The sequence below is a fragment of the Jejuibacter sp. L23 genome (assembly GCF_050815825.1).
Taxonomy (GTDB): Bacteria; Pseudomonadota; Gammaproteobacteria; order Enterobacterales; family Enterobacteriaceae; genus Jejubacter; species Jejubacter calystegiae.
In genome coordinates, this window is sequence record NZ_CP138199.1 from 2593933 (window position 1) to 2610154 (window position 16222).

The window sequence follows — 16222 nt, forward strand, 5'->3', positions numbered from 1 at the left end:
TCTGTGACATTGTCACTTGCTGCGCCGCTTCTCGATAGCATCCTTAAGCAGCGCGGCACAGCGATAAAACCCGTGGGCGAACTTGCCGTAAGGCAGCGTCAGAAACAGCGCCATCACCACCCCGAGATGCACCGCCAGCAGCGCCCCCATCAGCGGCCCATCCCTGCCTGCCAGCAGCGCCAGTCCGGTGATGCTGGTTAACAACAGCAGCAGACAGAATGCGCGATCCAGCGGTTTCTGCTGCTCATCGCCGTGCAGCGGCGCCCGCCGCAGGTTAAGCCACAATAGCCCCGCCGGGCCGATGATAAGGCCAATCCCCCCCAGAGTGCCCAGAATCACCGGCAGACTCAGCAGCGGATAAGGCGCAGGCTGCCCCAGCAGATAGTGATAGCCGGTGGCCACCACCGTCGCGGCGAAGCACAGCATAAAACCGTAGAAGGTAAAATGGTGGAAGCGACGGCGGCGCAGCGTATAGCGATCGTCCTCGTCATTACATCCTTCGCCGTGGCCGCCGTCCAGGTAAGTGAGCGTCAGCGCGTGGCGGGCTGCTTCCAGCGCCGCCGGGGGTCTGGGCGTACCGCCGGAAACGCCGCGCCAGAAGCGGACCACGCCCACGATTAGCGCCAGCAGACCAAAACCAAACACGCCGCCAAACAGTATCGCCAGCAGATTATGGGGGAAGATCTGGTAAAAATCCCCCGCCAGCGGCGGATGCCACAGGCCGCCGCGCAGCGCTACCGCCAGCAGCAGAAACAGGCTAAGACTCAGGGTCAGCGCCAGCGCGCTGGTTACTCCGGCATGGCGATACAGCGCGCCAAACCGGGCGGGCCATGCGTAACGCTGCCAGGTTTCCAGACGCACTTTCGCCAGCGTCTGGGGCACCGTAATGGCGAATTCGTGGGGCGGCGCATACTGGCAGGCATGCAGACAGGCGCCGCAGTTGTGGCACAAATTCGCCAGATAGTGGATATCGGCATCGCTAAAGCTCAGACGCCGGGTCATGGCCGGAAATACCGCGCAAAATCCTTCGCAGTAGCGGCAGGCATTACAGACCTGCATCACCCGTTTGGCCTCTTCTTCATGCGGTCGGGTCAACTGGCGGGCTTCGTTAATCAGGGAATTAAGCTGTTGCATGGTGAGACTCCTTCTGGCGCGCGGCCCGGGCCGCCTGTTCTCCGGCAATGCGGCCAAAGGTGGTGCCAATAGACATGCCCACCCCGGCGGTATAGCCCTTACCCAGCACGTTGCCGGCCATCATCTCCCCGGCCGCAAACAGATTGCTGCTGGGAATGCCCGCGAAATGCACCGCGGCCTGTTCATTGACCCTCAACCCCAGGTAGGTAAAGGTAATGCCCGGTCGCAGCGCGTAACCGTAAAACGGCGGCTGGTCGATGGGCCGGGCCCAGTGGCTTTTGACGGGCGTCAGCCCCCGGGTATGGCAGTTATCGAGCCGGGTATGGTCGAACTGGCCCGGCTGGCAGGCGCGGTTGTAGTCGGCAATGGTGGCGCTCAGGGCGGCGGGATCGAGCCCCAGCTGTTCGGCCAGCGCAGGCAGACTTTGCGCGCAGGCGCCAGGGAACACCGGCGGCATAAAGTGGCCGGGGGCCCGGGAATCAATAATCGACCAGGCTATCTGCCCCGGCTGCTGTGCCACCAGTCGTCCCCAGATGGCGTAGCGTTTGGGCCAGAAGTCCTCCCCTTCATCGTAGAAGCGCTGACTGTCGCGGTTTACCACTACGCCAAGCGATACGCAGTCCACCCGGGTGCAGATACCGCCGTCATAGAGCGGCGCCCTGGCATCAATAGCCACACAGTGTGACTGAGAGGGATCGCCGATAATATCGGCCCCGGCCTCCATCATAAATTTCAGCAGCGTTCCCTGATTAAAGCGGGTGCCGCGAATCAGAAAGTTGTCGGCAGGCCATTCGCCCCGTTCGTTCTGGCCCCAGGCTTCCCGCAGCCATGCCCGGTTGGATTCGAAACCGCCGCAGGCCAGCACGCAGGATCGGGCGGCAATCCGCTCATTGCCTGACCAGGCCGCGACAAAGCGCCCTGCTTCCAGCTCCAGTAAGTCCACCGGCGTTTCATAGCGGATAGTCACGCCCAGCCGCTCCGCGCTGCGGTAATAAGCGTTGACCAGCGCCTTACCGCCGCCCATAAAAAAGGCGTTGGTGCGCGCCACGTGCAGAGCGCCGGAAAGTGGCGGCTGAAAATGGACGCCGTGGCGCCGCATCCAGTCGCGGCAGTGGGACGAAGTGCGGATAGTCAGACGCGCCAGGGTTTCATTGGTTTCACCACCGGTGACCCGCAGCAGATCTTCCCAGAACTCCTGTTCCGGATAACTTTCTACCAGAACGTCCTGGGGGGCGTCATGCATACAGCGCAGATTGCGGGTATGTTGCGAATTACCGCCGCGCCAGGCTTTGGGGGCGGCTTCCAGCAGCAGCACCGACGCACCGGCCTCTCTGGCCGTCAGGGCCGCGCACAGCGCCGCGTTGCCGCCGCCAATCACAAGCACATCAAACATATCAGACTCCGGAATCACATGAATATCGCCATGCTATCCGGCAGGATGCAGCGGCGATACGGCCGCCGCCTGAAGGGGGTTTTACAATTTGTAAAGGCTGGCGCCCGGCCAGCGGCCACGACTGACCAGCTCGCTCATCACGCTGGTGAGTACCACCCGGGCCGCCAGCGCCGCCGGTGCCAGTTCGTCATCGCAAAGGCTGACCAGAGCGTTAATGCGCCCCGGCGCGGGGGGACGCAGTCGCAGCACCCGGAGATCGAATTCGCCCAGTGACGAAACGGCGGCACCGGGCTGGATGGTCACCCCGGCACCGTGACGCACTGCTGCCATCAACAGCGCCAGGCCGTCGATCTCAAGGTGTGGCGTCAGGGCAAGATGGTGGCTGGCAAACAGCCGATCCACCAGGGCGCGCAGCCCGTGCCCCGCACTGGGAAGGATCAACGGCACCGCGGCAAGATCCGCCACGCTGATTTGGTCGCCGGTCTCGGCCCCCAGTAATGACGGCGGACCAATCACAAACAGTTGCTCTTCCAGAATGGGAATGGCGCTCCAGGTTTCAGGCTGCCCCTGCTGGAACAGCACCGCCAGATCGAGCCTGCGCGCCGCCAGCATGTGAGCCAGATTACCGGAAAGACTTTCCACAATGTGCAGCCGCACGCTGGCGTAGCGTTCACTCATCGCTTCGATAAAGGGCAAACCGAGCACCGATGCGGTGCTCGGTGCCATCCCCACACTAACATGCCCCGCCAGCCGGGCCTGGCTGGCCGCCCTTACCGCTTCATTGGCATGGCGCAACGTCAACTGTGCCTGGGCGAAAAAGGCCATCCCTGCCGCCGTGGGCTGTACCCCCTGCGAGGTGCGCTGCAACAGGCGTACCGCCAGCTCGTTTTCAAGCCGGCTTATCTGCTGGCTGAGGGCCGATACCCCTACCTCCAGCCGCCGCGCGGCGCCGGAAAAACTGCCTGCCTCTATGACGCTGACAAAATAGCTTAACTGACGTAGCTCCACATCCACCTCACCTTTACACCGGGGCTACAGGTAATAGCCTGAAAGCAGCAGGATGGCAATGCCCGGGGCGGAATATGCGAGGCGGGACACCCTTCAGGAATCAGCGATGCGGCGCAGCTTCCATTTCATGATACCGTCCGCCACCGGCCCTGGAATGGTGAGTCCATGCCAGCGCAGGCTGCCGATACGGAAAGTGGCGCTGGCGGTAGCCAGAATATGGCCGCTGTCATTCAGCAGGCGTCCCGCGGTAAAGCAGATACCGCCCTTACGCTGTTCAATCCAGCCTTCGCCGCGGATCACTCCCGGTGCCGCCGGATGGATAAAACTGGTCTTTGATTCAATGGTCAGCGCAACCTTGCCGGGCGGCAGATCCAGATAAATCGCGGGTCCCATACAGTCGTCCAGCATCGCGCTCAAAATCCCACCCTGAATATTGCCCAGCGGATTGGTCAGCCCCGGGCCCGCCTGATACTCAATATGAACCACGCCCTGTGCTTCATCGTAACGATCGAAGCGCCATCCCAGAGTCATGGCAGCCTTTGACAGCGGCAGTTGCCCATTAACCACCTTCCAGAACAGTGCATCAGGGTTCATATCATCCTCCGAAAAGTACCAGACCGGCCGCGCCCAGCGCAGCCATTATCAGAATCAGTCCTACAGGCGTTCTGGCGCCAGTTCTGGCCCGGAAGGACGCGGCAACCAGCGCCTGGGTTAACAGGCCGAAAGCAAACAGAGCGGCGAATGTCCACCATACCGGGCCGCTCGCTTCGCGCCACAGGAGCGCCAGTAGCGTCAGGCAACTGAGCAGCCACGCCAGCCAGGCAAAACCCACTGCCCGCATCAACGCCAGGATCAGGTTCCTGACCCGTTCGTCGAGCTGTTCCCACTCTATGCCTACCCCCTGGCGGTGATAAGGCATAAAGGTCGGGCGTAGCAGGTAGATCAGGGAAAACAGCAGAACGAAACTAAAAGCCAGGATGATGAACAACAGACTTAACCACTGTGGCATCTTAACCCCCCGGGTTATCGGACCAGCGCCTGTTCAGGTCAGACCAGATTAAGGGTAGAGCCGAATGTTGGGATGTCAAATACAGTGGGTGGATATTCTCTTCTCCCGGACGTGTGGCGATATGCGTACCATAATTCACTCAGAGAATAATTCAGTGGCTTTGTCCTGTAATGCTATTGCCATATCTTCAAGAAATATTAGTTTATCCTGCGGATAGAAATCTTCCCGAAAATTGAACGCTCCATATATATCAACAAATGCCAAAGCAATTCTTTTAGGTACTGAATGCTCTTGTGACCAGCCCTGAATAAGCACGTCAATAGATTGGAGTAATTCATTAAATTCATCCTCAGTCCATGGCAATTTGCTTCTTACTCTGACTGGGAGTGAATTTCCGGAAGCCAGTAAGTCGTAGACTTGTTGTTCTGCTGAAGAAATATCCATTAATCACCTCCGCACACTATTGTTAATTTAGATCTTTCGATACGGCCCACAACCAGCACTTCCCTGGAGTTTGCCGCGTAATGCGTGGCAGGCGGTTTCAAACCTGCCGCCTGTGCTTTCGCTTCTGTTGATACATCAATGATTTTTCTCTCGCCTGTGGAATCCGGTATCACATCATCCGTATCAAACATAATGGTCCTTTGGCCCGGTTTTCTCCAGTGATCGGTGACAGCAGAATCCACGGTCGTGGATATATATTGAGAACCTTTAAAAGTTTCCTTGCTACCATTTCTGACGTGCCCGCCAGGTGTCATTCCTCTTCCGGGAAGGCGGGCAGAAATACCTTTATCGATATCTTCGTCCGGTCGAAGGTTTCTATATACGATAATCAATCCTAACGGATCCACCCACCCCAGTGGATTCGGTGCATATCGATACAAATTCACCCCGCCATTTAATCTGATCGGGTCCTGACTAATATAATTGCCGGTCTGAGGGCAGTAATAGCGGTAGCGGTTATAGTGCAGCCCAGTTTCGGTATCGAAGTACTGGCCCTGAAAGCGTAGCGGATTGTCGATCTGACTGGCGTAAACCTCTCCCGGTTCGCCCCAGACCCCGCAGCGTTGCGACCAGACGATTTCGCCATTGCCTGCGGTCAGCCGCAGCGGCATGCCGTTCGGATCACAGTGATAGTGATAGCTGTTGCGCTCGCCTTCCTGCTGGGTTAGCAGCGCAAACGGATAGAAACTGCCCGGGTAGTAGACATATTCCCGCAGATTGTTAAAGAGCGCCGCCTGGGCCTTCTGGCGTTTCAGACGACCTGCGACATCATAGAGCGCCAGCGGTTGCAGCGGTGGGCCGCCCGGTGCGCTGACTTCCGCCTGTAATGCATCCCCCTGCCAGTAAAACCAGCGGGTTTCCTGGGCCGTTTGCTTGCACACCCGCCGCCCCAGGCCATCGTAAGCATAGTGCGTGACGTTGTCACCCTGACGTACGGCAATCAGCTGCTGGCTTTCGTCCCAGATAAACTCCTGGCGACTGCCGTCAGTATAGCAACGTTGACGTAAATTACCTGCCCGGTCAAAGAGATAGCGCGTATCATTATAGTGGCCTTCACGATACCAGCCTTCTGGCGATGTATCCACCGTATGCACCCTGTGCGTCATCCGGTTGCCGGTCGCATCCTGGATAAAGCGATGGATATGTGCCTGCGGATCGGTATGGGCCAACAGGTGCCCGACCACATCATAGTGATAGCCATCGTCCCCCCACTGGCTATCGCTGCGCCGGGTCATATTGCCCCGGCGATCGTAGCGATAGCCGGTTGAAAACAGAGGTAATTCACCCTGTAGCGTTCGCAGGGCAATGGGCTGACTGTCGGCGTCATACTCTATCTGGCGCGCCACTTCGTCGCTCAACTGTTCTTTATTCAGTCTGCCCGCATGGTCATAAGTCAGCGTTACCGGAGGGTCATCGTTGAGGGTAATCGAAGAGAGTTGCCCGGCATCATTCCAGCCAAACGCCACCCGGTGCCCGGCGTCGCTTTCTCGCAGAATTGGCAACCCGGCGCTGTTGTAATGATGCCTGACGACAAAACCGTCCTGCTCTTCGGCGACTATCCGGCCTGCGGCATCGTAACGCCATGCCAGTTGGCACCAGCCGTTATCGCAGCCGATCATCCGGCCACTGAGGTCATAGCGATATTGGGTTAACAGCCGGTCGCCGCTGCGTTTCTCTTTCAGCCGACCGGCACGGTCATAATCATAATCGAGTGAGTGGCCTAACGGGTCGGTGCGGCGCAGTAGCCGTTGGGCGGAATCCCACTGATAGCGGGTTGTCTGCCCCCAGTAATCCACCTCTTCGGTGACCCGCCCTAAAGCATCGCGCCGCAGTTGCCAGCTCTGGCCCAGGGCATTGACCACCGCCGTTAGCTGGTCTTCGCTGTCATAGTGATAAGCCACGCGCCCGCCGTCCGCCGTCAGGCATTCGGTAACCATCCCGGTCCCGTTGTAGCGTAGTCGGGTCTGATACCCCTCTTCATCCTGATAGCATACCGGCTGATTTTCACGATCGTATTCTATGGTTACTCGTTGACCACCAGGGAACAACACCTGGGTCAGTCGGTCTTTAGCGTCATACTCATAGCGGGTCTTTTGACCGCCTGTATCCCTTTTCAGGCGCAGATTACCGCGCAGATCGTGGCATAGCAGCCACTGTGGCCCCTGATTGCTGACTATGCGGCACGGGAAACCATTTCGATCGTACTCCAGGTTTTTTTGTTCGCCATCAGCGTCCAGTAGTTCGACCACCTGGCCTTCGTCGTTATAGCGATAGCGTCGGAATACGTCGGTGGGGTCTATCGACAGCAGTAAATTCCCTCGGGAGTCGTACTGCATCTGCCAGACGTTACTATTTTCGTCGTTCAGCGTTTCCGGCAGCGCCAGGTCGTTATAGATCAGGCTCAGGCGATGACCATCGGGCAGGATCTCTTCCCCGATTAACCCCAGTTCGTTATAACGCCACTGATGCCGTCTGCCGTCGGGATGCGTGACGCTGAGCGGGCGGCCCAGTTCATCATAGGTAAAGACCGTGTTACCCCCCAGCGGATCAATTTCGCTGACTGGTAAACCGCTGCTGTCAAAGCGGATATGACTGATATGGCCGAATGAGTCGGTCACTTCCACTTCGTTTAACAGATCGTGGTATACGAAGTGATAGTCATACAGCCCGCCATCACCCCAGGCGTGAATCACCCGCCAGTCGTGGTCCCAGGCGTAGTGGAAAGCCTGGCCGTTGCGATCTTCGTGGCGGATCATGCGTCGCTGTTGGTAGTCGAAGCGCCGGACGGCGCCCAGGGCATCAATTTCCGCCGCCAGTTGATGGTCTGCGTCGTACTCATAGCGGGTGAGCGGCGAATAAGCGTCGTTGTCGGTGTCGTACAGCCGCATGGCCTCAATCCGCTGACGCCGGGTGGTGATATGAATCTCACGGCCGGTCTTACCCGTAGCGACATACTCCACCAGTCGGACTAACTGCCCCTGCCTGCGCACGAACTGCCAGCGGTTACCGTTGCGATCCGCCAGCGCGGCCAGCGGCATGCTGACAGCATCGTCAAAGTGATACCGCTGGCCGTCGTTATCTTCATAGATCCAGCGCCGCTGTTGTTCGTCCTGTTCCCACCACAGGCGTCCGCCGTCCGGCAGGCCCGGCGTGGCATGCTGGCGGCCCGGCTGTTCTGGGATCTGTGCAAAAAGGGTCATCCCTCCCGGGCGGGTAAGCAACAGGCTGTCATTTCCATTACGCGCCAGGTGGATATCGGCGGGCGTTGACCAGCCGTAGCCGCAATATCCTGCCTCATCAACATCCGCCGAGGAGTAGCAGCGCACCCAATCCAACGTCAGTCGCCCCGGCAACAGGAAGTCCCGATGTTCCAGCGCCACGCTGCCATCCCGAATATCTACCGGCTCGGCCCGCAGTACTTTGCATTTCAAAAAACCGGGATCCATATTCTTAAACAGCTTGCGACGAAAGGCCTGAAACTGTTCCATAAATTTGCGATAGCGCGGCGTTTTTTTAAATTTTTTCAGCCCCTTACCCAAACCGGCTAACCCCGCGCGCATCATCAGAGCCACCACATTAATGGTGGAAGGCCCACCGACGATCACCTTATTCGGCAGCGCCAGATTGGTGGTTAGCGGCATGGTTAGCGATAGCGGTTTCGGTTTGCTGAGTCTCTTTGGCCGCAACGGCGGTATCATGCCGACAAAATTGCAGCTCAGCACCGGCATCGTGATGCGCGCAAAAGGTTCGCCGTCGGCCCGCACCGTCTGGCTTCCCATAAACAGTTCATCGTCCAGCTGCGGCCCGCCAGGTAAACGCAGTGGCGGCAGCCACGGGCCGCCGACGGGAATATGCACCGCCAGTCCGCCGGTGCCCGCACTGGCGCGTTTAATACCGTTGACGTTAACCGTGGTGCCCAGCACCGGCAGATAATCAAAAACGTCAAATACCAGCGCGATATGCGGTGTCGGCAATGGCCCAACCGGATAGGTGTGAATGTCTATCCCAAGCTGGGGATCAAAGTGCGAGCTTGAGTGCATAAGTCAGCCTCTGACGCTTTCCGGTCAAAACATCGCGCGCAGCAGGGCTTGCAGGAAGTTGCGCGCCTCGCTGGCCATCTCGTTGTCTGACAGGCTAACAAAGCCGATCGCCAGTAGTACGATCGCCACGATTATCACCACCTTTTTCATGCCGGGTCCTTGAGTCTGTTTGTTGGATAAATTCGCCCGCCGCGTCGTCCGGCTGGGCCATGGATTGCGGCATCTGCTGCCACTGCCCCGGCGGAGCATCGAACGGATGAGCGATGTCCGGCAGGCCATTCCAGTGGGGATGTAAATACTGGCGGCCAATGGCGACTATCTGGCGGAACGCCGGACAGCCATCAACAATTAACTGTTCGCGCTGGGTTCTGGCCCGCAGAAAGCTAAGCTCCAGGCTCTGCTGTAACCGGCATTCCACCTGCCTGACCGCCGCAGGCGTCGCGGCGTGCCGTGCTACGGTGTTTTCAGCGTCAGCAATAAAGCGGTTCTTACGCTGCTGGTACGACTCTGCGCAGCGCTCCAGCGCCTGGGCGCGTCTGCTGTCCTGAAGATGTAGCAGATCCGAAAGCGCCAGCGGTAGCGTGGTTTGTGCCCGCTCCCCGGCCGACAGCGGGCGCGCGGCATCAATCGCCCGGGCATAATCGCTCATGGCCGCGATACCATCGCCACCCAGCACCAGGCAGCGTCCCGCCATCCGCCACCCCTCTATTTCCAGCACCCGATTTTCCGCCCGTTGGGCCAGCACGGCAGCCGCCCGGTATGCTTCGGCGGCCCGCCGGTATTCTCCGGCGCTAAACCACGCGCCGCCTTCGCCAAACGCGCTTTGCATTTGTAGCGCGGCCCGCAGCGGTTGAGCGCCGACAAACTGCGCTGTATGGCGAGCCTGATGATATGCCTCAACCGCCTTGTGGGGCGCGTTCCCCTTTAGCCAGGCGCCGCCGATCATGTTGTGCATCACCACCTGCTGTTCCGACCACCCCTTTTGATGCGCGATGGCCAGCGCCAGACCGGCCCGGGCTTCCACCTGCTGCGGCGTTCCCCGCTCCAGCAGCAGCATGGCATCGGCCATAAACTGCCGACAGCGCAGCCGATCGCTATCGCTATCACTTAGCTGGCTGGTGGTTTGCTGCATCAGCTTCATACCGTCGATATCCGGCGTTAACAGCCGCACCCACCGGGGAAAGGCCTGCTGTAGCGCCTGCCAGGTGGGCTGTTCCAGGGTATCGATAAGCATCATCCGCACGTCGGGGGCTATCTGTTCTACGCTCTGAGTCAGCCAGCGCATTAGCGCCGCGTCATCGCTGACCGATTCCGGCGTCAGTACCGTCACCACATAGCGCAACCGATCCTGGTGCTCTTTTGCAAAGTTGCCGAGCAGCGCCTGCCACTGCGCCGCGCTGTAACACGGCAACAGAGGCTCGAAATCCCAGCCCTGCTCGCCTTCGCTGGCTTCATAACGTTCGATAAACTCATCCGCCAGTTCATGGCTGTAGCCGTAGCCGGTGTCGAACGGCGCCATCAGGCCAATAAACAGATCCGGCGCGCTGTAATCCCCCGGCGGCTGCTGTTGCAGGGCGATAAATGCCTGCACCAGGCTTTCGGCATTCGCCTTTACCCGCCAGATAAACAGGCGCGCCTGCGGATCCTCGCTGGCTTCCAGCCACAGCAGCTCCAGTTGCGCCATTAGCTGTTCGGTGGGGTTTCTCGCGTGACTTTGCATCATCGGCTTCCGTCAGGCGTTAAGTTCGATTTTGCTGCCATTGACCATGACACCGTCGGCGTTGATGGTAATACTGGCGCCGCCTGCGACAATTTCGATGCTGCCGGGCGATAGCATGATGCCCGTGGATTCCCCCACGCTAATCTGGAATCTCTGCGATGCGCCGTCGCTCACCGTGCCGTCGGTATAGCGGGTATCGCCGCCGTTGATCACGATGGAGCGCCCTGCGCCGATACTGACTTCCTGCTTTTTGGTAATGATTTTGTTTTTATTACCGCCAATGGAGGCTTCGCGATTGCCGTTGACGCCCAGCGTTTGATGACCGGTCACCTGAACGCTGCGGTTTTTGGCGATACTGATCTTCTCATTGCCGTTTACAGTGCGGGATCGCTCCTGGCTTACCGTCATGGTCTGATTACCTTTCACCGTGGCGTCGTGATTGCCCGTGATGCTCTCGCTGCGGTTTTGCTGCACCGTCAGGGTTTCATTGCCCTCAATGGTGTCGATGCGGTTCTGTTTGATGGTGGTGGTTTCGTTACCGCTGATGGTTTTGGTGCGATTTTGTCCAACGGCTACCGTTTCATTGCCATCAACGTTTTTGGTCCGGTTCTGTTTAATGTGGCTGGTTTCATCGGCACCGACGGTTTTGGTGCGATTGGTCCCGACAGTATGACTTTCCTCCATTTTAACGTTGGTATCCATATTGCGTTCGGCCTGAATCCACACCTGTTCGGCACCGGCCTTGTCTTCAAAACGCAGGGCGTTGGCATTTTCCGCCGAACCATCTTTGGTGCGGCTCATAAAGCCCATTTGCGTTGCCGCTGCCGGTAGCGCCCAGGGCGGCATACTGGCTTCGTTGTAGACCCGGCCAATCACCAGCGGCCTGTCAGGATCGCCATTGATAAAGTCGATCACCACTTCGTCGTTAACCCGGGGAATTTGCACCCCGCCAAAGCCCTGACCGGCCCAGGCGCTGGAGACCCGCACCCAGCAGGAGCTGGTATCGTCCCCCGCCGCCAGGCGATCCCAATGGAATTTCACTTTGATGCGGCCATATTTATCGGTCCAGATGGATTCGCCTTTCGGCCCGACTACTCTGGCGGTTTGCGGCCCGTAAGTCTTCGGCCACTCGGCTTCCTGCCGGGGACGAAAGACAATATCCGCCGGTATGACATTGAAGTCGATACGCTGCTCGCTGGCTTCGCCGCCGCTGGCATATGGGTTATCGCGCAGCCGATATTCCGCCCGGGTGACCAGGTATTCTTCGCTGTCACGGGTCGAAGGCGCGTTATGCAGGCTGAAGGTGTGGCCCGGCGCTATCCCTAAGGCTGTGCCGGTGGCGCTAATCTGCTGATGTTCCGCCTGCCAGGCCTCCTGGCGGATGCGGGCATAAAACTCTCCATGCTGATGGTCGACAAAGCGTCCTGGCCAGTCGTAGACGTCTATCTGCCCCGGTTTCGGCGACGCCGGATTCTGCCGGGCCTGAAACAGCCAGGCATTGGGCTTGCGAAAGTCATAATCATCAAGGCTGTAAATACCCGGCGTCACCACATCGTTCACCGCCCACTGGCTGACCCCCTCTTCCCGGGTCGTGCCGCCGGATGCCGTTACGTGATACGGGATGCTCTCATAACCTTTGAACGGTTGGTGAGACTGTGGGGCATCCATCAACACCAGGGTATGCTTGCCCATTTCGTGGCGGAAAAAGTAGTAGATGCCTTCCAGCTCCATCAGGCGGCTGATGTAGTTGTAGCTACTTTCCTGATACTGCACGCAGTATTCCCACTGACGATAACTGCCAGTCAGGCGGTCTTCACACTGCACGTTCTGTTCCGCCAGCAGTGTTTTGACGATTTGCGGCACCGTCTGCTGCTGAAAGATGCGCAGATTGCGATCGCGCATCATCGGCCAGAGATCCGGTTCCAGACGCAGCTGATAGAGCGCATAGCGGGTGCCGTCGATCTCTTCGTTACGCAGCGCCGCTTCGGTCACTTTGCCATTCAGATAGCGAGGCGTAAGCAGATTCTGGGTGGGGATCGCCAGGGTGACGGACTGACCCAGCAGAGCCCGCCTGTCGAGGTGGAAATTCTGGCTCAGTAGCGCCACCTGAAAGGCGAATGGCCGGGAAAGTTGTTCACTGCCCTGCAGTGACAAAAACTTCAGCTCGTCAGGGCCGAGAGGCGTATGTGCGGTAATTCTGTCCAGCATAAACATCCCCCGTGCGTAGAGACATCAGATTAAAGAAGAAAGTCGCATCTGAAGTCTGGCACAAGATGTCACACGGATTGGTTTATTCAGAAATTACCTCAGCGTATGCACTGAAATTTGGTGCTGGCGCACGCTTCTGGCGCCAGCACCGCTAAGACGGGAAACTAGCCGAACACGCCGTGCAGCAAAATAGCGCCGATAAACAGCGGTGCGATAAAGCGCCAGGTGAGCTTCAGGCAGCCGCGCCAGAATGGCGAAAGATCGCCGGGCATCAGCGCAGCGCTCTTCTTCGACCAGCCAAACCACAGACTGATGGCGATACCGAACAGCGGCATCATCAGGTTCGAGGTCAGATAGTCCAGAATATCGAACAGGGTCTTATTAAACAGCGTCCAGTCTTTGAGAATACCGAACGACAGGGTAATCGGAATACCTGCCAGCATGACGCTGGCGGTAGTCAGCAGCGCGCTGTTACGCCGTGACCAGCCAAAACGCTGTTGCAGGAAGGTGACGATATGTTCCAGCAGCGAGATTGAGGACGACAGCGCCGCTACCAGCAGCAGCAGGAAGAACATCACCGCCCAGATAATGCCGCCCGGCAGCCAGTTAAAAAACACCGGCATAGTCATAAAGGTCAGGCCCGGGCCGGAATCCATCCCCAGCCCTGAAGCGCTCAGCGCCGGGAAGATCATCAGCCCCGCCAGGACGCAGACGATACAGGAGAGGATCACCACCCACAGTCCGGAACGGGCGACGCCGCGGTTATCCGGCAGATAGGCTCCATAAGTAACATGCACCCCCAGCCCCACCGACAGCGAAAAGAAGGCCAGCCCCAGCGCATCCAGCACGCTACCTGCGGTGACATGCGAAAAATCCGGGTTCAGGAAAGTATGCAGACCGGCCGAGGCGCCGGGCAACGACATACCGGTGACGATCAGCACCAGCATAATCAGAAACAGCAGCGGCATCATGATTTTGCTGCCCTTCTCCAGTCCGCTCTGCACGCCGCCCAGCACCACAAAACAGGTCAGGCCGCTGAACAGCAGATGGGTCAACACCGGCCAGACCGGATGGCTGATGTAGTCGTTAAACAACTGACCCAGTTGTTGGGTGCTGCCGGTGCTGAGTTTCCCCGCAGCCGCCAGTCCGGTGTAGCCGATGGTCCAGCCCCCCACCACGCTGTAGAAGCTGAAGATAAACCAGCCGGTCAGTACCCCCATGCCGCCCAGCCAGCGCCAGCGCGGCCCTGCAGCCTTCTTAAAGGCGTTCACCACGCCGGAGTGGGTTGCGGCTCCCAGCAGAATCTCGGCCAGCAGTATCGCCAGGCCCAGCGTAAAGCTGAAAAACAGGAACATCAGCACAAAGGCGCCACCGCCGTTGGTGGCCGTGACATAGGGGAATTTCCAGATGGCGCCAATGCCGATGGCGGATCCCGCGGCGGCAAGGACATGCCCGAGACGGGATGACCACTGTTGACTCATGAATTACGCTCCAGGGGTAGCGGTGACAGACCGACGATTTCCATTCATCAGGCGCCAAAATAGAATAAAAAATAGCAAATCCGCCTCTTTTCCGCTGGCAGATAGTGAACTGAGGCTGAAGAATAGGGAAATATGCTGCGGGAGGCAAGGTGAGCGCCTTCTGGCATGGCGGATATGCATACCTGCTTCGCAAAAAGCGAAAAATCATACCAGTAAAGTGGAATCACAGGGACCGCCTTTGGCTAATGAATAAACAGCAGAAAGCCAGTGCGTCAATATTTAGTGAGAAGACAGTAGCAGATAAAAAATAAAGCTGCAGTTTTTTAGCCCGCAGCTTTACGTTGATTAGCGGCGATCGAGTGAGATAGCGCCGGGCCCGGTAATGGCCAGCAGGATAAAGGCCCCGGCAATGCTTACATTCTTATAAAAATTAATCATATTAGGCTGAACGGCATCGCCGGTCATATTCCAGTAGGCATGGCCGATAAAGGCCGTGCCCAGTGTATAGAAAAAGAACAGTACGGCAACGGGGCGGGTAAAAAATCCCAGCGCAATCAAAATCGGCGCCACTACTTCCATCACCACCGCCACTCCGGCGGCCACGGTCGGCGCTGGCGCGCCCAGCATGGTCATGTACTGCACCGTGCCGCTAAAGCCGGTCAGTTTAGGCAGGCCAAAAATAAAGAACAGCGCAACAATCATCAGACGTGCAATCAGCAACAACAGCGGCGTGGCACCGCCAAAAGAGAGATACCTTAGAGAGTTCATGATTTTTGCTCATTAAGCAGTTAATGTCTTTTAACGTTAATACATTGCGTTCAGGAACGCCACTTTATTTAAGGATTTTCAAATCAGACCATATTTGATGAAATGCCGTTTCGCTAATTCCGTGAGTTTTATCATCCGTCCCTAAATTAAATGCCTGACGCAGTGCGGTAAATAATGAAGATGAATCGTTAAATAATTGTTGCATTTCATTTCCATCGCTGTCGCAGCGGGTCAGTCGATCGTTATAAAGGCGTAGCTGCCCGCCATCGGGGAGCCAGCGCGACATCAGCAGATGATGGCGGAAATGGGATTCCGGCCAACTGGCGACATAGTGGTTAGCCATCTGATAATCGCTGGGGTACTGCATGGCTAAATCGAACAGATAAAGCGGTTGCCAGTTCTCCTCCTGCCAGCGTTGCAGCAGCCAGCCTGGTTCCTGGCGCACCAGACGGTAACGACCGTGGGGCGTCTGCTGGGGTTGATCGGCCATCAGCCGTATCGGCGCGCTTAGGGTACTGCCGCCAAAGCCGACATCGGCCAGCCACCATTGATCGTCAATGCGGATACGCATCAGCCGGTGAGTGCGCGGCGGCATTTCCGCGGGCGCCATCACCAGCACCCGGGCCGCCAGATCCTCGACGTCGAATCCCAGAGCGTTCAACGCCAGCTTTAACAGACCGTTCTGCTCAAAGCAGTAGCCGCCGCGCCGGGCGGCAACCAGCTTGGTGAACAGCGATTCGGCGTCGAGCTGAATGGGGCGCTCCAGCAGCACATCCAGGTTTTCGAAAGGAATGGCGCAGACATGGTGCAGATGAATATCGCGCAGCGTCGCAAGGTCGGCCTGCGCCCTGCCCTTATAGTCAATGCGCGTCAGATAGCGCGTCAGACAGAATTTCATCGCCGTCTCCGTTGCAGGCTAAAGGGCTATTACAGCATTTCTGTGGGGAGCCATCGCGC

The 16222-nt window shown here is 58.1% G+C and carries 12 protein-coding genes; all 12 read right to left on the reverse strand.

Going from position 1 to position 16222, the window contains the following annotated elements:
* Positions 1 to 12 precede the first annotated feature (12 nt).
* On the reverse strand, positions 13 to 1134 hold the full coding sequence (gene tcuB, locus SCU88_RS11960) for a tricarballylate utilization 4Fe-4S protein TcuB (RefSeq protein ID WP_175342124.1): 1122 nt from the start codon (positions 1132 to 1134) through the stop codon (positions 13 to 15).
* Positions 1121 to 2527, reverse strand: a complete 1407-nt coding sequence (tcuA, locus tag SCU88_RS11965) for an FAD-dependent tricarballylate dehydrogenase TcuA (protein ID WP_175342123.1) — start codon at positions 2525 to 2527, stop codon at positions 1121 to 1123. Before tcuA ends, tcuB begins: the two co-directional genes overlap by 14 nt.
* Before the next feature lie 81 nt (positions 2528 to 2608).
* Complete coding sequence (locus SCU88_RS11970; protein ID WP_175342122.1) at positions 2609 to 3535, reverse strand: LysR substrate-binding domain-containing protein; 927 nt, start codon at positions 3533 to 3535, stop codon at positions 2609 to 2611.
* Positions 3536 to 3628: 93 nt separating this feature from the next.
* Complete coding sequence (locus SCU88_RS11975) at positions 3629 to 4129, reverse strand: PaaI family thioesterase (RefSeq protein WP_175342121.1); 501 nt, start codon at positions 4127 to 4129, stop codon at positions 3629 to 3631.
* Between the two features lies 1 nt (position 4130).
* The gene (locus SCU88_RS11980; protein WP_175342120.1) at positions 4131 to 4544 is read right to left on the reverse strand and encodes a hypothetical protein; all 414 of its coding nucleotides are present in this window, start codon (positions 4542 to 4544) and stop codon (positions 4131 to 4133) included.
* 135 nt (positions 4545 to 4679) lie between these two features.
* Positions 4680 to 4988 (reverse strand): hypothetical protein, encoded by a 309-nt coding sequence (locus tag SCU88_RS11985; protein ID WP_175342119.1) that lies wholly within the window; start codon positions 4986 to 4988, stop codon positions 4680 to 4682.
* Positions 4988 to 9088, reverse strand: a complete 4101-nt coding sequence (locus tag SCU88_RS11990; protein ID WP_175342118.1) for an RHS repeat-associated core domain-containing protein — start codon at positions 9086 to 9088, stop codon at positions 4988 to 4990. The genes SCU88_RS11985 and SCU88_RS11990 overlap by 1 nt, the downstream gene beginning before the upstream one ends.
* A 94-nt stretch (positions 9089 to 9182) precedes the next feature.
* Complete coding sequence (locus SCU88_RS11995) at positions 9183 to 10811, reverse strand: hypothetical protein (protein ID WP_175342117.1); 1629 nt, start codon at positions 10809 to 10811, stop codon at positions 9183 to 9185.
* 9 nt (positions 10812 to 10820) lie between these two features.
* The gene (locus tag SCU88_RS12000; RefSeq protein WP_175342116.1) at positions 10821 to 13016 is read right to left on the reverse strand and encodes a type VI secretion system tip protein TssI/VgrG; all 2196 of its coding nucleotides are present in this window, start codon (positions 13014 to 13016) and stop codon (positions 10821 to 10823) included.
* A gap of 164 nt (positions 13017 to 13180) precedes the next feature.
* A complete protein-coding gene (locus SCU88_RS12005) occupies positions 13181 to 14497 on the reverse strand; it encodes a sodium-dependent transporter (protein WP_138097492.1) in 1317 nt (438 codons plus the stop codon).
* A 345-nt stretch (positions 14498 to 14842) separates the two neighbouring features.
* Positions 14843 to 15265: a DoxX family membrane protein gene (locus tag SCU88_RS12010; RefSeq protein ID WP_175342115.1), complete on the reverse strand. Its 423-nt coding sequence runs from the start codon at positions 15263 to 15265 to the stop codon at positions 14843 to 14845.
* Positions 15266 to 15329: 64 nt separating this feature from the next.
* Positions 15330 to 16163, reverse strand: coding sequence for an arylamine N-acetyltransferase (locus tag SCU88_RS12015; RefSeq protein WP_175342114.1), 834 nt, complete (start codon positions 16161 to 16163; stop codon positions 15330 to 15332).
* Positions 16164 to 16222: the final 59 nt, after the last annotated feature.